Below are 21,202 nucleotides of genomic sequence, written 5' to 3' on the forward strand. Positions count from 1 at the left end.
GGCGCACATGTCTGCCGGCAACACGCGACCGCTGATAGCGCCGTCGATCCTGGCCGCTGATTTCGCTCGGCTCGCTGACGAGGCAGCCGCGGTAAACGGCGCCGACTGGTTGCACGTCGACGTGATGGACGCGCACTTCGTGCCGAATCTGACGATCGGTCTGCCGGTGGTGGAGAGCCTGTTGGCGGCCACCAGCATCCCGATGGATTGCCATCTGATGATCGAGAATCCGGACCGTTGGGCGCCGCCGTACGCCGAGGCGGGCGCATACAACGTCACCTTCCACGCCGAGGCAACCGACAATCCGATTGGGGTGGCGCGCGATATCCGGGCCGCGGGCGCCAAAGCCGGGATCAGCGTCAAGCCGGGAACCCCGCTGGAGCCCTACCTGGATATTTTGCCGCACTTCGACACGCTGCTGATCATGTCGGTAGAGCCCGGCTTCGGCGGCCAGGACTTCATCCCCGAAGTGCTGGGGAAGGTGCGCATCGTGCGCAAGATGGTCGATGCGGGCGAGTTGACCATCTTGGTCGAGATCGACGGCGGCATCAACGAGGACACCATCGAGCAGGCAGCCGAGGCTGGCGTCGACTGCTTTGTCGCCGGGTCGGCGGTTTACGCCGCGGACGACCCCGAGGCCGCGGTCGAGGCACTTCGGCGCCAGGCCGGTGCCGCGTCACCACATCTGGGCCGTATGAGCGGCAGATGAGCGACGAGCAGGTCGACAGCATCGATGCCGCGATGCGTCTGGCCATCGAGCACTCCTACCAAGTCAAGGGCAGCACCTATCCGAACCCGCCGGTCGGGGCCGTCATCGTGGACCAGGAAGGCCGAGTGGTCGGCGTCGGTGGCACCCAGCCGGCGGGCGGCGACCACGCCGAGGTGGTCGCGCTGCGCCGGGCGGGCGGTCTGGCCGCCGGCGGCACGGCGGTGGTGACTCTTGAGCCGTGTAATCACTACGGCAAGACTCCGCCGTGCGTCGACGCCTTGATCGAAGCGCAAGTGAAGACGGTGATTTACGCGGTCACCGACCCGAACGGAATCGCGGCGGGTGGGGCGGACCGGCTGTCTGCGGCGGGCGTGCAGGTGCGCGCCGGCGTGCTGGCCGATCAGGTGGCGAGCGGTCCGCTGCGGGAGTGGCTGCACAAGCAGCGGACCGGGCTGCCGCACGTGACGTGGAAGTACGCCGCCAGCATCGACGGGCGCAGCGCTGCCGCCGACGGATCCAGCCAATGGATCAGCAGTGAGGCCGCGCGCACCGACGTGCACCGGCGCCGCGCCGCTGCCGACGCGATCGTGGTCGGCACCGGCACCGTGCTGGCCGACAATCCGGCTTTGACGGCGCGGTTGCCCGACGGCTCACTGGCCGAGCGGCAACCGCTGCGCGTGGTGGTGGGGAGGCGTGAAATACCTTCGGAGGCAAAGGTTCTCAACGACGATGCGCGCACCATGGTGATCCGGACCCACGATCCCCAGGAGGTGCTCAAGGCGCTCTCCGACCGCACCGATGTACTGCTGGAGGGTGGTCCCACTCTCGCCGGTGCGTTCCTGCGGGAGGGGGCAATCCACCGCATCCTGGCTTATGTCGCGCCGATCCTGCTGGGCGGTCCCGTCGTTGCGGTCGACGACGTGGGAGTGTCCAGCATTTCGCGGGCGCTGCGCTGGCAGTTCGACAGCGTGGACCGCCTCGGTCCCGATCTGGTGCTCAGCCTGGTGTCGAAGGGCGGTTAGTCCTGAGGGCCCTCACACTGTGGGTGCGACCGGCTCCGCTTCCTCGACGACTTCCGGTTCTTCGGCGTGCTCCTTGCGACCGCCGATCAGCAAGCCCAGCAGCGCACCGACGACGCAGATGACCGCGGTGGCCGTGAATATGCCCCCGTACATCTCCGCGAACGACTCCAGCATCAGTTGTCCTTGCACCGCCAGTCGTCCGAGTCCGCGGCTGGTGTCCGGCGGCAGCTTGGCCAACTTGTCCGCGAAGATCTCGTTGACCCGGTAGAAGCCCCAGGCGCTCAGCGCAGCCACACCGATCAGCATGCCGGTCATGCGGGCCACCACCACGGCCGCCGAGGCGATGCCGTGCTGCGCTGATGGAACTACGCGCAGGGTGGCCGACGACAGTGGTCCGATCACCAGGCCCAGCCCCAAACCGGCGACCAGCAGATCCGTGTGCACCCAAGGCACGTTGAACAACCCGAGGATGCTGTGCTGGCGGTCCAGCAGGTCTTGCCGCCAGTAGTGAATCAGCCAATATCCGTAGGCGGCGATGAGCATCCCGACGAAGGTCACCGTGCGGTCGCCAACCCTGGTCGCGATCCACCCGCCCAGGACCGCCCCGATCGGCAGTGCGATGAGGAACCACAGCAGCATGCCTGCGGCGTCGGTCTGATCTTTGAGCAGCACGCCCTGTGCGAACAGCTCCACGTCGACCAGCGTCACCATCAGCGCCGCGCCGGCCGCGATCGACGTGCCCAGCGCGGCCAGGAACGGCCGGAACTGGACGCCGGCCGGGTCGATGAGCCGGGTGCGCGCGAAACGCTCCCACGCGAAGAAGAGCACCGCCACCACGACCGCGCCGATCACCAAGGGCAACCCATAGCTGGGCAGCACCTGTTTGCCGTCGGGCTTGGGGTTGTACAGCCCGATGACCGCGAGACCCAGTGTGATCGCCAGCAAAAGACCACCGATCACGTCGATTCTCTGCGGCTCGGAGCTCCGGTCGTGCGACGGCAGGCTGAAATGGATCATCGCCATGGCGATCAGGGTCAGCGGGACGTTGATCCAGAACACGTATCGCCAATCGTGGAACAGAAAGACGATGAAGATTCCGTACAACGGGCCCAGCACGCTGCCCAATTCCTGTGAGGCTCCGATGCCGCCGAGTACGCCGGCGCGGTTGTGCTGTGCCCATAAATCGGCTCCCAGCGCCAGGGTGACCGGCAATAACGCACCGCTGGCGATGCCTTGGATGGTGCGGCCGACGATCAATACATGGAAGGCCCTGTTGGGGTCCGCGGCGAGGATGTCGTGATCGGCGATCGTCAGACTCCAGTCGCCTAGTTTCACGGACAGCGCGGTGATCACCGACCCGACCATGAACGTCGCGAGGCTGACCTGCAGCAGCATCTTGCGGCCGAATCGGTCGGAAGCGCGGCCCAGCAGCGGCATCGCGGCGATGTAGCCCAGCAGGTACAGCGTGACGATCCAGGTGATCCGCTGGAGCTGGTTAACCGGGATGTGAACGTCACCCATGATGTCGCGCATGATCGTGACGACGACATACGTGTCCAGGGCACCCAGCAATACCGCGAGGCTGCCCGCGCTGATCGCGACTCTGCGTCCGGCCCGCATGCTGATCAGCCTGCCGTCGGGTTTTTGACGTCCACGGGCTGGCCCCAGTTCGACAAGGTCATCTGAATCGAATTACCCGAGCCCTTGTCGATCTTCACCTGCGCCAGCTGGTGATCGCCGGTCTCCTGAATCCAAACGGTGGTCGGCATCGGCTGGGACGCATTCAGGAATGACGCGAGCTTGTTGATGGCGTCCGCGCTGACCTTTCCGCTGATGCGGATCGTGGGCTGTCCGCCGATGGTGTCGCGGCCCTCGGCCTTGGGGTCGGTGAGGTTTGCCAACAAGTTGGCGAGACCGGTGTCCGGGTTCAGAATCGACGAAGGGTCGTAATGGACGAGGTCGTCGGCCTTCCCCATGTCGTCCCATTTGCCCGGGCTGAGAGCGTTGCTGTAGAGCTCGCCGTCCAAAATGACGAAGTCGGCGTCTATTTCATTCGTGCCGCCGACCGTGATCTTGGCGTTGCCCTTTGCGGCGGTGGTCGGGGCGGTGGTGAGGTCGCCGGTCAGCGTTTTGAGGGGGAGCCCCTGGATCTTGCCGGCCACCGATAGGTCCAGGTGTGCGCTCTTGACGGTCTTGGTGACGTCGGCGGACTGCTTGACCAACGTCTTCGCGTCCGGAAGTGGTGCGCCGCTCTTTTTGGAGCCCGAACAACCGGCAATCAGGGCGACGGCGAGGCTCAGGGCGGCGAGGACAGCGAAAAGACGGCGACAGCGGGTCTGCATAGTCTGCATCGTAGAGGGTGCTGGTGACCAGACCGGTGAACCAGTAGGGTGCGGGAGCGTCGCAATGGCCGTTAACCTGGTGCGATGTTCACCGGAATTGTCGAGGAACTCGGAGAGGTAACCGGCCGGGAGAGCCTGTCGGATGCCGCGCGATTGGTCGTTCGCGGTCCCGTCGTCACCGCCGACGCCGGTCACGGAGATTCGATCGCCGTCAACGGTGTGTGCCTGACGGTCGTAGAAGTGCTGCCGGACGGCCAATTCAGTGCCGATGTGATGGCCGAGACGCTGAATCGGTCCAACTTGGGTGAACTGCGGGTCGGCAGCCGGGTGAACTTGGAGCGCGCGGCGGCCGTCAACAGCCGCCTGGGCGGGCACATCGTGCAGGGGCATGTGGACGGCACCGGCGAGGTGGTGTCCCGTACACCGTCCGAGCACTGGGAAGTGGTGCGGATTCAAGTGCCCGCCGCGGTGGCCCGCTACGTGGTGGAGAAGGGATCCATCACAGTCGACGGGATTTCGCTGACGGTCTCGGGACTGGGCGCCGAGCCGGGGGAGTGGTTCGAGGTCTCGCTGATCCCGACCACCCGGGAACTGACCACCCTCGGGAGTGCGCCGGTCGGAGCGCAGGTGAACCTCGAAGTGGACGTCATCGCCAAATATGTTGAAAGACTACTTACCCACGATGCGGCTTCTGCCAGGTCATCTACGTCCGCGCAGCGCTGACGTCGTTCATTGACTTCGACCGATTCGTCACCGATGCCAGGCTGGCACTTGCCATTCCGAGGCCCCCTGGACGTGCATGGGTTGCGCCGAAACGCGGCCCGGCGAATCATCAACATCCATGACTTTCACTGACGTTGATGGGTGAGCGTGCCCCTTAAACGTATTGACGAATTGAAGCCCGGAGACCGGATCCGCATGAAGATTGGGCACGCCACCGTCGTGGGAATTGAACCCTTTGACGAGGGCCGCACTCTGCTCACCTTCGCCTACGGGACAAAAGGGACTGCCGACAACGATGTCACCGTAGATGTCCTGGGCGATGACGAGTGGGGTTGGGAAGACGAGGGCCATAGTTGATCCCGGCAGACCTGAGGCCGGAAACCCCACTCGCACAATGACATTTCACACGCGAAAGAGACTGTTCCACAACAGGATTGGGCTGATCTTTTAAGCGGGGACTTTGGCGGCGATCTGGCCAGCGATGGCGACGCCCTGATCGGTCGTGTTACTGCTGCATGCCGCCACGTCGATCACCACGTTGTTGCGGGCCATCAGTACCCGCTGACACGCCCAACCGTTGCGATTGGCGCTGCCGATCTGCGTAGTGGTGGCGGCGAGTGTGCCGTTGATGGTGGACGCAGGGCCCGCACTCCACTGGTACTTCCCCGAACTGCTGGTATAGCGGCGGTTGGCGCAAGCCGACCAGCTGTGTAGCGAGGCATTTGCAAACGCGGCGGCAGCCTGCGCCGTGGGAAACAACACCACTGCCTGATCGACGGCGTGCTTCATTGGATTTGGATCCTCAAGCGTTTGTCCGCGCACGGCGGTCCATCCGGTTCCGGTGTAGACCCCGTCCTCCGCTGCGCCGTCTATGGGTAGGCACTCCGGAGGCGCCGCCGGATTGGTGCCGACGTCCATCATGGTGTTCCACGGCTGAAAGACGGTCATTCCGGTTGCGCCCATCGTGGCGTTGATCTCAGCGGGGGTCAGCAGCAACCCGTCTAATGCAGCCTCCGCTAGAGGAGGCCGGCCGGTCGGGGTGGTGGTGGTGGTCTGTGCGGTGCTGGTGGTAGTCGGCTGCGAGTTGTTGGACGGCGAGCGCACCAGGTAGCCGGTGGTGCCAGCGACGGCGAGGAGCGCGACGATCGCAGCGGCGATCAGGCTCGGCCGGCGTTGGCGCCACCACGGGGTTGAAACCGCCTCGGAAGATGACGGGTCGAGAGGGCCGTCTTGTTGACCGGCGGCGGGGGTCGGCTCTGCGGTGACACGATTGGCTGCTGGCGCCGTTGCTGCGAGAAACGCCGGACGCGGTGCCTGTCGAGGAATAGGAACGGTGATCGCGTCGCGGGCGGCGTCGGCTAACTCGACGGTCGTGGCATACCGCTGCTCGGGGTCTTTGGCCATGCCGGTCGCGATGACCTCGTCAACCTGCTCAGGCACATTCGGTTGGTTGACCGAGGGTCGCGGCGGCGGCGAATTCAGGTGCGCGGCAACCAGGCGGGCCATCGTGTCACCGCCAAACGGTGGCGCACCGGCAAGACATTCATAGAGCACGCAAGCCAGTGAATAGATGTCGACGCGGGCATCTTCGTCACCCCGGCCGTCGAGGCGCTCGGGCGCGATGTAGGCAAAGGTGCCGATGGTGTTGCCGGTTTTCGTCAGTCGCGTGTCGTCGGTGATTCGGGCGATTCCGAAATCGATCAGGTAAGCGAAGTCGTCTTCGTCGAGCAGGATGTTGGATGGCTTGATATCGCGATGAATCAGCCCGACCTTGTGGGCGGCGTGCAAGGCTCTGGCGACCTGGTCGACGATGCGTACCGCGCGGGCGGGATCCAGCGGACCGTCGGCCAGCACGGCGGCCAGGTCGCGGCCTTCGATGAGCCGCATGCTCACGAACAGTCGGCCGTCGATCTCCCCGTAGTCGTGGATCGGGACCACGTGGGGGGTATTCAAGCGCGCCGCGGCGTGGGCTTCGCGGCGGAATCGCCGCTGAAAGTCCTCGTCCTTCGACAGTTTCGCGGGCAAGACTTTGATGGCCACGACCCGGTCGGTGACGGTGTCGTGGGCGCGCCACACCTCACCCATGCCGCCCTCGCCGAGCAGCGACAACAGCCGGTAGCGCCCGATATTCCACCTCGTCCATGGCAGGCCTTCCGCCATCCACTCAGGCGGAAAATGCTACCGACCTCAGCGGGCGATTGTGTGGGTTTTATATGACTCGGCGGCCTGCAAGTACGTGGCACCGGGCGCGGGGGTGACGTTGTGATATGCCGCACTCCCGCGCCCGCCGCGCCCGGTCACATGCAGCGCCGGATCGTGCTTACTCGCTGACTATGTAGAGCGTTTGCTGAGCGCGAGCAGCGGAACACTGCGAAAATAGCCGAAACGCATGACAGGAGAACGCCGTGAGGGTCTTCCGATACTCGCCGAGCCGGTTAGCTCAGGACATAGGCAGGTCTCTCACGACGCCGACTCCGCCGCCGCGCGCCCGGGTGTATCTCCTGCGTCGCCGTCCTGTGCTCGGTGTGTTCTGGGATCTCCCTGACTTCGGATTACTGCACCGGGGATTGCCTCCGGTAGCGCGCCTCGAGGTCACCGATCAGACTGTCCGCTGCACCCTCAACGACCAGAGCGGACATGCCGGATGGCTGGCCCGTCGACTTCAAATACCGGACCTCAAGAAGCGTCTCAAAAGCGGGCAGTCGGTGATGGTGTTCGAATTCCCGCGCAACGGTTATGACATCAGCTGGCCGGAGACCAGCCTGGGCACTCTTTGTGAGATCCGCCAGGGGCAGGCCGACCCCTGGGTTGTCTCATTCATCCTGCCCGCGGACTACGAAAACTTTGAGCTGTTCCGGTACTTCAACGCCGTCAGGGCCTTCCAAACGCGAGATGTCCGTCGACAATGGCGACAGGCGCTGGATCCGGCGGGAAAACACCTTGAACTGAACCATCCCGCTGAATAAGCCGTGGCAATAACGCCGGCCGTGCGGTGGTTCATACTGAATGCAACACTTGGGGACCCAAAAGGGCCCTTCCGACAGCAAGGTAGCAACGATGACGAGGTTGGACTCCGTCGAACGGGCGGTTGCCGACATCGCGGCCGGCAAGGCCGTCGTCGTCATCGATGACGAGGACCGTGAGAACGAAGGCGACCTGATCTTCGCCGCGGAAAAGGCAACACCGGAGATGGTGGCCTTCATGGTCCGTTACACCTCGGGATACCTCTGCGTACCGCTGGACGGCGCGATCTGTGACCGGCTTGGCCTGTTACCCATGTACGCGGTGAACCAGGACAAACACGGCACCGCCTACACCGTCACTGTCGATGCCAAAAATGGTGTGGGCACTGGGATTTCGGCCTCCGACCGCGCCACCACCATGCGGTTGCTGGCCGATCCTGCCAGCGTCGCCGACGATTTCACCCGCCCAGGTCACGTGGTTCCGTTGCGCGCCAAGGACGGTGGTGTGTTGCGTCGTCCCGGTCACACCGAGGCCGCCGTTGACTTGGCCCGCATGGCGGGGTTGCGCCCCGCGGGCGCGATTTGCGAGATCGTCAGCCAGAAGGACGAAGGCTCGATGGCCCAGACCGACGAGTTGCGGGTGTTCGCCGACGAGCACGGTCTGGCGATGATCACCATCGCCGATTTGATCGAGTGGCGGCGCAAACACGAGAAGCACATCGAGCGGATCGCCGAGGCACGCATCCCGACGCGGCACGGTGAGTTTCGCGCCATCGGCTACAGCAGCATCTATGAGGACGTCGAGCACATCGCGCTGATCCGCGGCGAGATCGCCGGTCCGAACGCCGACGGCGACGACGTGCTCGTTCGGGTGCACTCCGAGTGCCTGACCGGCGACGTGTTCGGTTCTCGCCGCTGCGACTGCGGACCACAGCTGGACGCCGCGATGGCGATGGTCGCACGCGAGGGACGTGGCGTGGTGCTGTACATGCGCGGCCACGAGGGCCGCGGCATCGGCCTGATGCACAAACTCCAGGCCTATCAGCTGCAGGACGCGGGCGAAGACACCGTGGAGGCCAACCTCAAACTCGGATTGCCAGCCGATGCAAGGGATTACGGAATCGGCGCGCAGATCCTGGTGGACCTCGGGGTGCGCTCGATGCGGTTGCTGACCAACAACCCGGCCAAGCGAGTCGGGCTGGATGGATACGGATTGCACATCATCGAGCGGGTGCCGCTGCCGGTGCGGGCCAATGCGGAGAACATCCGCTATCTGATGACCAAGCGCGACAAGATGGGCCACGACCTGGTCGGGCTGGACGATTTCCACGAATCCGTGCACCTGCCCGGTGAATTCGGTGGTGCTTTGTGAGCGGTGCCGAATGAGCGGTGGCGCCGGAGTGCCGGAGGTACCGGTGCTGGATGCTGCAGGTGTGCGGCTCGCAATCGTCGCCAGCACCTGGCACAGCGAAATTTGCGATGCGCTGCTGGCCGGCGCGCGAAAAGTGGCCACTGAGTCGGGGATCGACAACCCGAAGGTGGTACGCGTGCTCGGCGCGATCGAGATACCGGTGGTGGCGCAGGAACTCGCCCGTAGCCACGATGCCGTCGTCGCGCTGGGTGTGGTAATTCGCGGCCAAACGCCACATTTCGACTACGTCTGCGACGCGGTGACACAGGGCTTGACGCGTGTCTCGCTGGACGCCTCGACGCCGGTGGCCAACGGGGTGCTGACCACCAACAGCGAGGAAGAGGCGCTGGATCGAGCCGGCCTCCCGGACTCCGCCGAGGACAAGGGCGCTCAGGCGACATCGGCGGCGTTGGCGACCGCGTTGACCTTGCGCGACCTTCGCACTCAGCCGTGACCCCGTCGCCAGATGCCGGCTGGGATGTCGAGCTGCGCTCCCACCTCACACCGATATTCGCTTATGTCGCGGCGTTTCTGATCGCGGCTCTGCACATCGTCGTGGGTTTGCTGCTCAAGATCAAGTCCAGCGGAGTGATCTTCCAGACCGCCGACCAGGTGGCGATGGCCGTGCTGGGTTTGGTCATAGCCGGCGTGATACTGCTCTTCACGCGGCCGCGGCTGCGGGTGGGTCGTCTTGGACTGTCTGTGCGTAACCTCTTGGGCGACAGGATAATCGATTGGCCGGATGTCGTTGGTGTGTCGTTTCCTGCCGGAAGTCGCTGGGCGCGAATCGATTTACCCGACGACGAGTACATCCCTGTGATGGCGATTCAGGCCGTCGATAAGGAGCGCGCCGTGGAGGCCATGGACACCGTGCGGTCGCTATTGGCGCGATATCGACCCGACCTGCGCGCTCGCTGAGCGGCGGTCCTGTACCCGCCGTCACAGATTGAATGCGCGGGGATAGCGGCGCCGGTGCCGCCTGGATGGGCGACGGAGGTCGGCGCTGAAAAAGATTTGAGGAATATGCCGCGGTAATCGGCAATTATGACGACCGCGGGCAGTAGGCTCGACGGGCAAACCTGTTGGAGGCTAGGAGCGATATAGCCATGCCCCCCACCACAACCAGTGCCGGGCTCAGCGACGTCGGGCGGAAACGATCCCGCAACGACGATCGCTGGGGCATGGACCCGGCGCAGGGGCTCTACATAGTCGCCGACGGGGTGGGCAGCACTACCCACGGAGATATGGCCGCTGCACTGGTCGTCGAACAGCTGCCAACCTACGTGGCTCGCCACTTCGCCGGAGTAGACGTCCACGATGCGCAGGCGGCCGCCAGGTTCGGCCACGCGGTGGTTGAGATGTGCACCGACCTGCACGCCCGCAGTCTTACCGACTCCCAGCTTGCCGGCGCCGGCACCACTCTCGTCACCGCGATCGTCAGCGGGTCACGGGCGGTGGTCGCTCATCTCGGTGATAGTCGCGCCTACCTGTGCCGAGACCGTCAGCTGCAGCGACTTACCAGTGACCACACCATCGTGCAGGCGGTGGTGGACGCCGGTGAAATCACCGAAGAGGAAGCCGCGCATCACCCGAACCGTTCGGTGGTCACCCGCCACGTTTTGATGACCCCGCCTGCGAAGCCTGACGTTAACTCGGTGGATCTGCGGCCCGGTGACCGAATTCTATTGTGCAGCGACGGTCTACACGGCGTCGTCGATGACGCCACGCTGGCCGCCATCCTCACCGAGCACCCAGACCCGGCCGACGCATGCCGGGCATTGATCGAGGCCGCCAACCTCGGCGGGGGTCCCGACAACGTCACAGCGGTGGTGGTCGCCGTCGACCCGACGTCGCGGACACCCCCGCCCCCAGCCGGCGTCGGGACCCCACCCGCGTCCCCGCCCGCACGCGAACCGACTGGGCCCGGCGTCGCCGCCCCTCCGGTGCCCCCACCGCCGCGGCGCCCACGGCGCGTGCCGTACCCGCCCCGTCCGGGCCGGATGCCGCCTCGGACCGGGGCGCCGCCACCACCGCAGCCGCGCTTTCTTCGGCAGCACCGTCGACTGAAATTGGGGTTGATCGCCCTAGTCGTCGTGTTAGTGGCCGCCGGCGCCGTGGGCTATTTCCTATGGCCGCGTAATACCACCTCGCAAACCATAGCCCCGCAAACCGCAAAGCCTTCCACGCAAATCGCGGCGCCTTCCATGCAAACGGTGTCACCCAATTCGCCCGCGGGGTCATCGACCGAACTGCCGTTCGGCAGTCTCAAGCACCCCATAGGCGTGGCGGTCGACTCCGCGGGCAATGTTTACGTCGTGGCCGTCGACCACGACAAGGCACAGCTATGGAAGCTGGCACCCGGTTCCAACGTGCCCACCGAGCTGCCCATTGGCGAGCTCAAGGGTGCGTTTGGTATCGCGGTCGATAAGGACGGGAACGTCTACGTCACCGACGTCGGCCACAAAGGTCGGGTGATGAGAGTGGCGGGGCCGACCCCTCAGGTTTCGGAGCTGCCCTTCTCGAATTCGCATGGTCCAGGGCTCGACCACCCGTCTGGCGTCGCCGTGGACAACAAGGGTGATGTCTACGTCGCCGACACTGACAACGATCGGGTGATGATACTTCCGGCGGGAGCCAGCAGCCCTGTCCCGCTGCCCGTCACCGGCTTCCAGTTCGATCACCCCAAAGCTGTCGCGGTGGACGCCGCCGGTTCCGTGTACGTCGTCGACGGGAAGCATGGGGTGATGAAACTTCCGGTGGGATTCACCAACCCGGTCGTAGTGCCATTCACTGGCCTCGATCACCCCAACGGTGTGGCGGTGGACGCCGCCGGCAATGTCTATGTCGCTGACAACCATCAGGTGTTGAGGCTGCCAGCCGGCTCGAGTACCCAGAGCGTGCTGCCCTTCACCGGTCTGGGCAGCCCGAGCGGTGTGGCGGTGGACACCAACGGCAACGTCTACGTCACCGACGACGACACCGGTAAGGTCCTGAAACTGCCACCGGGGTAACGCATTGCGGTCCGGGTACGATCGCCCGATGGCACGACTTGGGCGTCGGACCGCGGTCACCCTGGCCATTGTTGGGATGACGGTAAGTGGCTGCGTCACAACGGTGACAGGCCACGCGGTTCGGGCTTCGGGGGAGCAGCCGTCGCAGCACGTGATCGCGGCGCGCGAGCTGTTGCTGCAAGACGGCGACACCACTCCGCTGGGCACGGCAACCGCGGCCCCAGTGGACACCAACTACTTCACCAGCGCCCGCCCGCCGGAATGCTCGGCGGCAATGCTTTTCGAGGGTTCGCCGCTTCGGCCTGCCGGGTCGAGGGACCACGCCGAGTCCGCGTACAAATTCGACAGCCAGGCACTGTACGCCGAATCCACCGACGTCTACGACAACGCCTTGAACACCCACGACGTGGTTTGGAACGGCTTCAGCGCCGTGTCCAACTGCCGGGGCGATGCCACCGGCGTATCCCCGTCCGGCGACTTTGGACCGATGAGACTCAGCTTCTTCGCCACATTGTCAGATGGCGTCCTGGTGTGGACCATGACCCGTCCGGATTGGACCTGTGACTACGGCCTGGCAGTGGTCCCGCGCGTGGTTCTGGTCATCTCAGCCTGCGATTCGAAGCCGGGATTTCCCATGGCGGACTGGGCAGCGAAAAGACGTGCGCAACTGGACAGCCGGGCGTGACTAACTTCGCTCGCAGCCGTGTCGCGTTTCCACGGTGCGAAGCCATTGTCGCGCCTATCGTGTTGCTGGACCGCTACTGCCAGGGAGGCCGACATTGGAAGGGACACCTTTCGGGCGCTATCGGTTGATCGAATTGCTCGGCCGTGGCGGCATGGGAGAAGTCTGGCGTGCCCATGACACCGCCACCGACCGCATGGTCGCCATCAAACTCTTACCCCCGCATTTCTCTGACGACGAGGACTTTCAGCGGCGCTTTCGCCGAGAAGCCCACGCCGCAGCACGATTGAACACCCCGCACGTCGTCCCGATACACGACTACGGAGAGATCGACGGCCGCTTATATGTGAATATGCGCCTGATCGAGGGCCGTGACCTGCAAACCGTACTTGCCGACGGCCCGATCGACCCCGCCCGTGCGGTGCACATCATTGAGGGGGTCGCAAAAGCGTTGCATGCGGCCCACGAGGCGGGTCTGTTGCACCGCGACGTCAAGCCCTCAAACATTCTGCTGGATCGCGACGATTTCCCCTACCTGATAGATTTCGGGATCGCTCGCGCGATCGACGAGACACGAATGACCAAGTCTGGCAACACAATCGGCACTTTCCAGTACATCGCGCCTGAGCGTCTTGGTAGCAGGAAAGAAGAGGATGCCCGCGCGGATATTTACTCCTTGACATGTGTTCTGTACGAATGCCTCACTGGGAGCCCGCCGTTCGGCGAAGCCACGATGGCCGAACTGGTCGTCGCACACCTCAACACCACACCGCCTCAACCATCGACCACCCAACCAAATTTGCCGGCGCAGATGGACCAGGTAATCGCCAGCGGTATGGCCAAAGACCCCGATCAGCGTTACGCGACCACCGTGGAGTTAGCTGGTGCCGCCCGCGACGCCATCACCGTCCCAATTTCGACTCCGAAACCAGCAGCTGCGCCAGAATCAGCCACACAGCCAGCATCGGCAGGTGCCATAGCACCGACGATCCCGGTTCAGCATCCGCCGCCTCCGCACGATGTTCCTCCCCCCTCGGCCCCAACGCCGCACCATCTAGCCGTGCCACAGCGGGAATCGCTCCCGCACCGGCCAGACCGGTCGGCTGCGCCGGTGCGACGGACCCGTCCGTTGTTGCGGCGCAAAGCGGTCCTCATTCCGGCCGCGTTACTTGTAACGGTCCTTGCGATCGTCCTCGCCGTTGGTTTGGCGACGTACAAAAACCGTCCTGCCGGCCAGACCGGCGAAGCCGCCTTGCCGGACACCAGCACACTTCTGGCGCAATCGGCCCAGGCCACCCGAGCGCTCAGAAGCGCCCATATCGTGCAAACCGTCGCCGGCAAGATTCAGGGGCTCCCCCTCAAAACGCTGACCAGCGATCTCACCACCCTCCCGATCCCCGCCGCAACGGGAAACGTCAAGATCTCGGTCGGCGGCACGAATGAACTAGATGCCGACTTCGTGATCCTGGACGGCGAGTTCTACAGCAACGCCCTAAACCCGGGCAAATGGGACGACATGGGGAAAGCCCAAGACCTCTTTCACTATGACCCCTCGTCGATTCTGAACCCCGACACCGGTCTGGCGAACATCTTGTCGGGCTTCAGCAGCGCAAAGCCTGTCGGCGGGGAAACGATCAACGGTCTGAGAACCGTGAAGGTCACAGGTGATATCAGCGCTGCCGCCGTCAACAAGCTCTTCCCGCAGTTGGCGGCCAACGGAACTGTTCCCGGCACCGCCTGGATCCGCGAGGACGGTGACCACGAGTTGGTTCAGCTAATGCTGGAACCCAGCCCGGGCAATAGCATCCAGCTGACGCTGTCCAACTGGAATGTGCCGGTCACCGTAACCAAGCCGCCGGGCGTCTGAGGAGCCTTCAAAGGAGATCGCGCTTCGTGACGCGACCTGTCGGGCCTGTCTGGCATAATCGAATGTATGTTCGAAGATGTGTCGGGTTCGGGGTCCGATCCGGAGGTGGTGGCCCGCGTCGATGAGTTGTCTGAGCGGTTTGCGCAGCGCACGGTGACGGCGGAATCCAAGTCGTGGGTGGAGCGCATTACCGCGTTCGCCCGCGCGGAGAACCAGGCCGCGGCCGCGCAGTTGGTGGCGATTGGGGAGTTGTTCGCCTACCGGCTGTCCCAGTGTTCGGACACCGAGGACTGGGCGATCGACACCATGGAGGCGGTGGCCGCCGAGGTGGGCGCGGGGTTGCGGATCAGCCAGGGCATGGCCGCTAGCCGGATCCGCTATGCGCGGGCCATGCGCGAGCGGTTGCCTCAGACGGCTGCGGTGTTTGCCGCCGGGGATATCGACTATCGGGCGTTTCAGACCATCGTGTATCGCACCGATCTGATCACCGAGCCCCAGATCTTGGCCCGGGTGGACGGTTTGGTGGCGGCCAACGTGACCCGCTGGCCCTCGATGACCAACGCCCGGCTCTCGGGCAAGGTCGACGCGATCGTGGCGCGGGTGGATGCCGATGCGGTCCGTCGGCGCACCAAGGCACACACCGATCGTGAGGTGTGGATTGGTGGGGAGCAGGACGGTATTGCCCAGATCCAGGGCAGCCTGTTCAGTCCGGATGCGCACGCGCTGGATAAGCGGCTGACGGCGTTGGCGGCCACCGTGTGTGAGCACGATCCGCGCACCGCGGTGCAGCGTCGCGCCGATGCGTTGGGGGCGTTGGCGGCCGGGGCTGATCGGCTGGGGTGTCGCTGCGGGCGCCGCGACTGTGCCGCCGGGAAGCGGCCGGCGGCCTCCCCGGTCGCGATCCATCTGATCGCCGAGCAGGCCACGATCGAGGGCCGCAGCGAGGCGCCGGGCTGGCAGGTCGGTGCCGATGGGCTGATTAGCCCCGAGCTGGTGGCCGAGTTGGCCAAGTCGGCCACGCTGGTGCCGTTGCTTCATCCCGGTGATGCCCCACCTGAGCCCGGCTATGTCCCGTCGAAGGCGTTGGCCGATTTTGTGCGCTGCCGCGATCTGACCTGTCGCTGGCCGGGCTGCGATGTCCCCGCCACGCAGTGCGATATCGATCATTCGATCCCGCACGCCCAGGGTGGGCCCACGCATGCGGGCAACCTGAACTGCAAGTGCCGCACCCATCACCTGGTGAAAACGTTCTGGGGCTGGAAGGAACAGCAGCTGGCTGACGGGACACTGATTTTCACCTCTCCGGGTGGACAGACCCACGTCACCACCCCAGGTAGCGCGCTGCTGTTCCCCAGCCTGTGCCACGCCGTGGGCGGCATGCCCGCTCCCGAGGCCGACACCGCGCCACCTGAGCCGTGCCCGGCGCGCACCGCGATGATGCCCAAACGCCGACGCACCCGCGCCAAAGAACGCGCCTACCGCATCGCCACCGAACGCCACCAAAACTACCAAGCCCGCCAAGCCGCTCCGGTCAGCAGCGACGGGCGCCCACCACCGGACCCAGACGACGAAAGCCCGCCTTTCTAGCGACCCGATTAGCGACTACTAGCCTGGGTACGTGCCAGATCCCGCGACATATCGTCCTCCGCCCGGGTCCATCCCGGTCGAGCCTGGCGTATACCGATTCCGGGACCCGCACGGGCGAGTCATCTACGTCGGCAAGGCCAAGAGCCTGCGCAGCCGGCTGACGTCCTACTTCGCCGACATCGCCAGCCTGCATCCGCGGACTCGGCAGATGGTGACAACCGCTGCCAAGGTCGAGTGGACGGTGGTCAACACCGAAGTCGAGGCGTTGCAGCTGGAATACAACTGGATCAAGGAATTCGATCCGCGCTTCAATGTCCGCTACCGGGACGACAAGTCCTATCCGGCGCTGGCCGTCACCCTCAACGAGGAGTTTCCCCGGTTGATGGTCTATCGCGGCCCGCGGCGCAAGGGCGTGCGCTACTTCGGGCCGTACTCGCACGCCTGGGCGATCCGGGAAACGCTGGATCTGCTCACCCGGGTATTTCCGGCGCGAACGTGTTCGGCCGGAGTGTTCAAGCGGCACAAGCAGATCGACCGTCCATGCCTGCTCGGCTACATCGATAAATGCTCAGCGCCATGCATCGGCCGGGTCGATGCGGATCAGCACCGCCAAATCGTCACGGACTTCTGCGATTTTCTGTCCGGCAAGACCGACCGATTTGCCCGAAACCTCGAACAGCAGATGAACGCCGCGGCCGAGCAACTCGATTTCGAACGGGCAGCGCGGCTTCGCGACGACTTGTCCGCGCTGAAACGGGCCATGGAAAAGCAGGCCGTGGTGCTCGGCGACGGTACCGACGCCGACGTGGTCGCGTTCGCCGACGACGAACTGCAAGCGGCGGTGCAGGTCTTCCACGTCCGCGGCGGCCGGGTTCGTGGCCAGCGTGGCTGGATCGTCGAAAAGCCAGGAGACCCAAGCGAATCCGGCGAGGAGCAGCTGGTCGAGCAATTCCTGACCCAGTTCTACGGCGAGCAGGCCGAATTGGACGGCGCGGCCGACGAATCCGCCAACCCGGTTCCCCGCGAGGTGCTGGTGCCGTGTCTGCCGTCCAACCATGATGAACTGACGAGTTGGCTGTCCGGCCTCCGGGGCGGGAGGGTGACCTTGAGGGTTCCCCGCCGTGGCGATAAGCGGGCACTTGCCGAAACCGTCCAACGCAACGCGAAAGACGCTCTGCAGCAACACAAGCTGAAGCGGGCCGGCGACTTCAACGCCAGATCGGCTGCGCTGCAGAATATTCAGGAAGCCCTGGGGTTGGCAGCTGCGCCGCTGCGGATTGAGTGTGTCGACGTCAGCCACGTGCAAGGCACCGACGTGGTGGGCTCGCTGGTGGTGTTCGAGGACGGTCTGCCACGCAAATCGGACTACCGTCACTTCGGCATCCGCGACGCCGCCGGGCAGGGGCGCTCGGACGACGTCGCCTCCATCGCCGAGGTGACCCGACGCCGGTTCTGGCGACATCTGCAAGACCAGAACGACCCGAATCTGCTTTCCCCGGAAGGTAAATCACGCCGCTTTGCCTACCCGCCGAATCTGTTCGTCGTCGATGGCGGTGCGCCACAGGTCAATGCGGCAAGCGCGGTGCTCGACGAACTGGGTATCACCGACGTCGCGGTAATAGGCTTGGCAAAGCGACTGGAAGAGGTGTGGGTCCCGTCGGAACCGGACCCGATCATCATGCCGCGCAATAGCGAGGGGCTGTACCTGTTACAGCGGATCCGCGACGAGGCGCACCGATTCGCCATCACCTACCATCGCAGCAAGCGATCCAAGCGGATGACGGCATCGGTGCTGGACTCGGTGCCCGGATTGGGAGAGCATCGTCGCAAAGCGCTGGTCACCCATTTCGGATCCATAGCCCGCCTCAAGGAGGCCACCGTCGACCAGATCACTGCCGTTCCGGGTATCGGCGTGGCCACGGCCACGGCCGTGCTCGAGGCGCTGCGGCCGGACCAATCCGGAGCCCCGGAATGACCGTGGAGGACTCCCGAGCCGATATCGACGTCGTTCTGGTGACCGGACTGTCCGGAGCCGGTCGCGGCACCGCGGCGAAGGTGCTCGAGGACCTCGGCTGGTATGTGGCCGACAACCTACCACCCCAGCTGATCACCCGGATGGTGGATTTCGGGCTGGCGGCCGGGTCGCGGATCACCCAGCTGGCGGTGGTGATGGATGTGCGGTCGCGCGGATTCACCGGTGACCTGGGTTCGGTGCGCACCGAGCTGGCCACCCGGAACATCACTCCCCGGGTGGTGTTCATGGAGGCATCCGACGACATGTTGGTGCGCCGCTACGAACAGAATCGCCGCAGCCATCCGCTGCAGGGCCAGCAGACGTTGGCCGAGGGAATCGCTGCCGAACGCAGGATGCTGGCCCAGGTTCGCGCCACCGCAGACCTGATCATCGACACCTCGACACTGTCGGTGCGCGGTTTACGGGAGAGCATCGAGCGTGCGTTCGGCGGCGATGCCGGAGTGTCCACCAGCGTCACCGTCGAGTCCTTCGGCTTCAAGTACGGGCTGCCGATGGATGCCGACATGGTGATGGACGTGCGGTTTCTGCCAAACCCGCACTGGGTAGACGAGTTGCGTCCGCTCACCGGCCAACATTCCGCGGTGCGCGAGTACGTGTTGGGTCAACCTGGCGCGGCTGAGTTCCTTGGCGCTTACCATCAGTTGCTGTCCTTGGTCGTCGAGGGCTACCGCCGAGAGGGGAAGCGTTACATGACGGTCGCGATCGGCTGCACGGGTGGAAAGCACCGCAGCGTCGCGATCGCGGAAGCACTGATGGGATTGCTGCAGTCGGACCCGCAGCTGTCGGTGCGGGTGCTGCATCGGGATCTGGGTCGCGAATGACTTCACCGGTCGGCCCCACCAACCAAAGCATCGTTGCCCTGGGCGGCGGGCACGGCTTGTATGCGACGTTGTCGGCCGCGCGGCGGCTCACGCCCTACGTCACCGCGATCGTGACCGTTGCCGACGACGGCGGCTCCTCGGGTCGGCTGCGCAGCGAACTAGACGTGGTGCCCCCTGGGGATTTGCGAATGGCGTTGGCGGCGTTGGCATCCGACAGCCCGTACGGACGACTGTGGGCGACCATCCTGCAACACCGATTCGGCGGCAGCGGCGCCCTGGCCGGGCATCCGATCGGCAACCTGCTACTGGCCGGCCTGTCCGAGGTGCTGGCCGACCCGGTCGCCGCCCTCGACGAGCTCGGCCGCATCCTCGGCGTCAAGGGCAGGGTGCTGCCGATGTGCCCGATCGCCTTGCAGATCGAAGCCGACGTGTCGGGCCTGGAAGCCGACCCGCGAATGTTCCGGGTGCTCCGCGGCCAAGTGGGGATCGCCACCACACCGGGAAAGGTCCGGCGGGTCCGGTTGCTGCCTTCCGACCCGCCGGCGACCCGGCAGGCCGTCGACGCCATCATGGCCGCCGACCTGGTGGTTCTGGGGCCCGGGTCGTGGTTCACCAGCGTGATTCCGCACGTGCTGGTGCCGGGGCTGGCCGCGGCGCTGCGGGCCACCACGGCCCGGCGGGCGCTGGTGCTGAACCTGGTCGCCGAACTGGGGGAGACGGCCGGCTTCTCGGTGGAGCGTCACCTGCACGTGCTGGCCCAGCATGCGCCCGGGTTCACCGTTCACGACATCATCATCGACGCCGAACGGGTGCCGAGTGAGCGGGAACGGGATCAACTGCGCCGCACCGCAACACTGCTGCAAGCCGAGGTCCACTTCGCCGATGTGGCCAGACCTGGTACACCTTTACATGACCCGGGCAAGCTGGCGGCGGCTTTGGATGGGGTACGCGTGGGCGACGATGGCCCGGCGGGACCTACGGTGACGGCCACCGAAGAGATCCCAATCGAGGGTCGCAACGGACCGAGGGGTGACGACGCGTGGCGATGACGACCGAAGTCAAGGAAGAGCTGAGCCGCCTGGCAGTGAAATCTGTCAGTGCGCGGCGGGCAGAGGTTACTTCCCTGCTGAGGTTCGCCGGTGGGTTGCACATCGTGGGTGGCCGGGTGGTCGTCGAGGCCGAGGTGGATCTGGGCGGCATCGCGCGGCGGCTGCGCAAGGACATCTTCGACCTGTACGGCTACAACGCCGTCGTGCATGTGTTGTCGGCCAGCGGAATTCGCAAGAGCACCCGCTACGTGCTGCGGGTCGCCAACGACGGCGAGGCGCTGGCCCGTCAGACCGGACTGCTCGACATGCGCGGGCGTCCGGTGCGCGGTCTGCCGGCCCAGGTCGTCGGCGGCAGTGTCGGCGACGCCGAAGCCGCATGGCGGGGAGCCTTTTTGGCGCACGGTTCGCTGACCGAGCCGGGGCGCTCGTCGGCGCTAGAAGTCAGCTGCCCCGGCCCGGAGGCCGCCCTGGCGCTGGTGGGGGCGGCACGCCGGCTGGGGGTCAGCGCCAAAGCCCGCGAGGTGCGTGGCGCCGACCGTGTGGTGGTGCGCGACGGCGAGGCGATCGGCACGTTGCTGACCCGGATGGGCGCCCAGGACACCCGGGTGATCTGGGAGGAGCGCCGGCTGCGCCGCGAGGTGCGTGCGACGGCCAACCGGCTCGCCAATTTCGACGACGCCAATCTGCGCCGCTCGGCCCGGGCCGCGGTGGCGGCGGCCGCCAGGGTGGAGCGCGCGCTGGAGATACTCGGCGACACCGTGCCCGATCATTTGGCGTCGGCCGGCAAACTGCGCGTCGAGCACCGGCAGGCGTCGCTGGAGGAGTTGGGCCGTCTCGCCGACCCTCCGATGACGAAAGACGCTGTGGCCGGCCGCATTCGCCGCCTGTTGTCGATGGCCGATCGCAAGGCGAAAGTCGAAGGCATCCCCGATACCGAGTCGGCGGTGACGCCCGACCTGCTCGAGGACGCCTAACGACCC

Annotated in this window: 19 protein-coding genes; 16 read left to right on the top strand and 3 right to left on the bottom strand. The window is 65.4% G+C overall.

The features are described 5' to 3' along the window. The first annotated feature begins 7 nt into the window (after nt 1-7). Nucleotides 8-709 carry a ribulose-phosphate 3-epimerase gene (rpe, locus tag AC5Y21_RS08270; protein WP_499911180.1) on the top strand — a complete coding sequence of 234 codons (702 nt, stop codon included), beginning with the start codon at nt 8-10 and terminating at the stop codon, nt 707-709. Next, nucleotides 706-1,731 carry a bifunctional diaminohydroxyphosphoribosylaminopyrimidine deaminase/5-amino-6-(5-phosphoribosylamino)uracil reductase RibD gene (gene ribD, locus AC5Y21_RS08275; RefSeq protein WP_499911183.1) on the top strand — a complete coding sequence of 342 codons (1,026 nt, stop codon included), beginning with the start codon at nt 706-708 and terminating at the stop codon, nt 1,729-1,731. The genes rpe and ribD overlap by 4 nt, the downstream gene beginning before the upstream one ends. A 12-nt stretch (nt 1,732-1,743) precedes the next feature. Here ribD and AC5Y21_RS08280 read toward each other — a convergent pair whose 3' ends face one another. Beyond that, nucleotides 1,744-3,351 (bottom strand): MFS transporter, encoded by a 1,608-nt coding sequence (locus AC5Y21_RS08280; RefSeq protein ID WP_499911185.1) that lies wholly within the window; start codon nt 3,349-3,351, stop codon nt 1,744-1,746. Nucleotides 3,352-3,356: 5 nt separating this feature from the next. Further along, entirely contained in the window at nt 3,357-4,073 is a 717-nt protein-coding gene (locus tag AC5Y21_RS08285; RefSeq protein ID WP_499911187.1) for an LppX_LprAFG lipoprotein, read from the bottom strand. 84 nt (nt 4,074-4,157) lie between these two features. Between AC5Y21_RS08285 and AC5Y21_RS08290 the strand changes: the two genes are divergently transcribed. Further along, nucleotides 4,158-4,796, top strand: a complete 639-nt coding sequence (locus tag AC5Y21_RS08290) for a riboflavin synthase (RefSeq protein WP_499911189.1) — start codon at nt 4,158-4,160, stop codon at nt 4,794-4,796. Nucleotides 4,797-4,991: 195 nt separating this feature from the next. Continuing rightward, a complete protein-coding gene (locus tag AC5Y21_RS08295) occupies nt 4,992-5,153 on the top strand; it encodes a hypothetical protein (protein ID WP_499911192.1) in 162 nt (53 codons plus the stop codon). 90 nt (nt 5,154-5,243) lie between these two features. Here AC5Y21_RS08295 and AC5Y21_RS08300 read toward each other — a convergent pair whose 3' ends face one another. Next, nucleotides 5,244-6,956, bottom strand: a complete 1,713-nt coding sequence (locus tag AC5Y21_RS08300) for a serine/threonine-protein kinase PknH/PknJ (RefSeq protein ID WP_499911195.1) — start codon at nt 6,954-6,956, stop codon at nt 5,244-5,246. Between the two features lie 245 nt (nt 6,957-7,201). Here AC5Y21_RS08300 and AC5Y21_RS08305 point away from each other — a divergent pair, with 245 nt between their 5' ends. From AC5Y21_RS08305 to whiA, 12 genes are all read left to right on the top strand, one after another. Further along, nucleotides 7,202-7,762 (top strand): hypothetical protein, encoded by a 561-nt coding sequence (locus AC5Y21_RS08305; protein ID WP_499911197.1) that lies wholly within the window; start codon nt 7,202-7,204, stop codon nt 7,760-7,762. A 91-nt stretch (nt 7,763-7,853) separates the two neighbouring features. Then, complete coding sequence (locus AC5Y21_RS08310; protein WP_499911199.1) at nt 7,854-9,131, top strand: bifunctional 3,4-dihydroxy-2-butanone-4-phosphate synthase/GTP cyclohydrolase II; 1,278 nt, start codon at nt 7,854-7,856, stop codon at nt 9,129-9,131. A 10-nt stretch (nt 9,132-9,141) separates the two neighbouring features. Continuing rightward, nucleotides 9,142-9,624, top strand: a complete 483-nt coding sequence (gene ribH / locus AC5Y21_RS08315) for a 6,7-dimethyl-8-ribityllumazine synthase (RefSeq protein ID WP_499911200.1) — start codon at nt 9,142-9,144, stop codon at nt 9,622-9,624. Next, nucleotides 9,621-10,088, top strand: coding sequence for a PH domain-containing protein (locus tag AC5Y21_RS08320; protein WP_499911202.1), 468 nt, complete (start codon nt 9,621-9,623; stop codon nt 10,086-10,088). The genes ribH and AC5Y21_RS08320 overlap by 4 nt, the downstream gene beginning before the upstream one ends. A gap of 188 nt (nt 10,089-10,276) precedes the next feature. Then, nucleotides 10,277-12,181: a protein phosphatase 2C domain-containing protein gene (locus AC5Y21_RS08325; protein WP_499911203.1), complete on the top strand. Its 1,905-nt coding sequence runs from the start codon at nt 10,277-10,279 to the stop codon at nt 12,179-12,181. A 28-nt stretch (nt 12,182-12,209) separates the two neighbouring features. Continuing rightward, nucleotides 12,210-12,866 carry a hypothetical protein gene (locus AC5Y21_RS08330; protein ID WP_499911204.1) on the top strand — a complete coding sequence of 219 codons (657 nt, stop codon included), beginning with the start codon at nt 12,210-12,212 and terminating at the stop codon, nt 12,864-12,866. 94 nt (nt 12,867-12,960) lie between these two features. Beyond that, nucleotides 12,961-14,730 (top strand): LppX_LprAFG lipoprotein, encoded by a 1,770-nt coding sequence (locus AC5Y21_RS08335; RefSeq protein WP_499911207.1) that lies wholly within the window; start codon nt 12,961-12,963, stop codon nt 14,728-14,730. A 66-nt stretch (nt 14,731-14,796) separates the two neighbouring features. Continuing rightward, on the top strand, nt 14,797-16,317 hold the full coding sequence (locus AC5Y21_RS08340) for an HNH endonuclease signature motif containing protein (protein ID WP_499911208.1): 1,521 nt from the start codon (nt 14,797-14,799) through the stop codon (nt 16,315-16,317). 31 nt (nt 16,318-16,348) lie between these two features. Beyond that, nucleotides 16,349-18,292, top strand: a complete 1,944-nt coding sequence (uvrC, locus tag AC5Y21_RS08345) for an excinuclease ABC subunit UvrC (RefSeq protein ID WP_499911210.1) — start codon at nt 16,349-16,351, stop codon at nt 18,290-18,292. Beyond that, nucleotides 18,289-19,173, top strand: coding sequence for an RNase adapter RapZ (rapZ, locus tag AC5Y21_RS08350; RefSeq protein WP_499911211.1), 885 nt, complete (start codon nt 18,289-18,291; stop codon nt 19,171-19,173). The genes uvrC and rapZ overlap by 4 nt, the downstream gene beginning before the upstream one ends. Then, nucleotides 19,170-20,222, top strand: a complete 1,053-nt coding sequence (gene yvcK / locus AC5Y21_RS08355) for a uridine diphosphate-N-acetylglucosamine-binding protein YvcK (protein WP_499911213.1) — start codon at nt 19,170-19,172, stop codon at nt 20,220-20,222. Before rapZ ends, yvcK begins: the two co-directional genes overlap by 4 nt. Then, entirely contained in the window at nt 20,219-21,196 is a 978-nt protein-coding gene (gene whiA, locus AC5Y21_RS08360; protein WP_499911361.1) for a DNA-binding protein WhiA, read from the top strand. Before yvcK ends, whiA begins: the two co-directional genes overlap by 4 nt. Nucleotides 21,197-21,202: the final 6 nt, after the last annotated feature.

The sequence above is a fragment of the Mycobacterium sp. NGS41 genome (assembly GCF_059812725.1).

What these genes read in the sequence shown, in the direction of transcription:
- rpe (WP_499911180.1), top strand. Translation starts at nt 8, where the DNA reads ATGTCTGCCGGCAACACGCGACCGCTGATAGCGCCGTCGATCCTGGCC.
- ribD (WP_499911183.1), top strand. Translation starts at nt 706, where the DNA reads ATGAGCGACGAGCAGGTCGACAGCATCGATGCCGCGATGCGTCTGGCC.
- AC5Y21_RS08280 (WP_499911185.1), bottom strand. Translation starts at nt 3,351, where the DNA reads ATGCGGGCCGGACGCAGAGTCGCGATCAGCGCGGGCAGCCTCGCGGTA.
- AC5Y21_RS08285 (WP_499911187.1), bottom strand. Translation starts at nt 4,073, where the DNA reads ATGCAGACCCGCTGTCGCCGTCTTTTCGCTGTCCTCGCCGCCCTGAGC.
- AC5Y21_RS08290 (WP_499911189.1), top strand. Translation starts at nt 4,158, where the DNA reads ATGTTCACCGGAATTGTCGAGGAACTCGGAGAGGTAACCGGCCGGGAG.
- AC5Y21_RS08295 (WP_499911192.1), top strand. Translation starts at nt 4,992, where the DNA reads ATGAAGATTGGGCACGCCACCGTCGTGGGAATTGAACCCTTTGACGAG.
- AC5Y21_RS08300 (WP_499911195.1), bottom strand. Translation starts at nt 6,956, where the DNA reads ATGGCGGAAGGCCTGCCATGGACGAGGTGGAATATCGGGCGCTACCGG.
- AC5Y21_RS08310 (WP_499911199.1), top strand. Translation starts at nt 7,854, where the DNA reads ATGACGAGGTTGGACTCCGTCGAACGGGCGGTTGCCGACATCGCGGCC.
- ribH (WP_499911200.1), top strand. Translation starts at nt 9,142, where the DNA reads ATGAGCGGTGGCGCCGGAGTGCCGGAGGTACCGGTGCTGGATGCTGCA.
- AC5Y21_RS08325 (WP_499911203.1), top strand. Translation starts at nt 10,277, where the DNA reads ATGCCCCCCACCACAACCAGTGCCGGGCTCAGCGACGTCGGGCGGAAA.
- AC5Y21_RS08330 (WP_499911204.1), top strand. Translation starts at nt 12,210, where the DNA reads ATGGCACGACTTGGGCGTCGGACCGCGGTCACCCTGGCCATTGTTGGG.
- AC5Y21_RS08340 (WP_499911208.1), top strand. Translation starts at nt 14,797, where the DNA reads ATGTTCGAAGATGTGTCGGGTTCGGGGTCCGATCCGGAGGTGGTGGCC.
- rapZ (WP_499911211.1), top strand. Translation starts at nt 18,289, where the DNA reads ATGACCGTGGAGGACTCCCGAGCCGATATCGACGTCGTTCTGGTGACC.
- yvcK (WP_499911213.1), top strand. Translation starts at nt 19,170, where the DNA reads ATGACTTCACCGGTCGGCCCCACCAACCAAAGCATCGTTGCCCTGGGC.
- whiA (WP_499911361.1), top strand. Translation starts at nt 20,219, where the DNA reads ATGACGACCGAAGTCAAGGAAGAGCTGAGCCGCCTGGCAGTGAAATCT.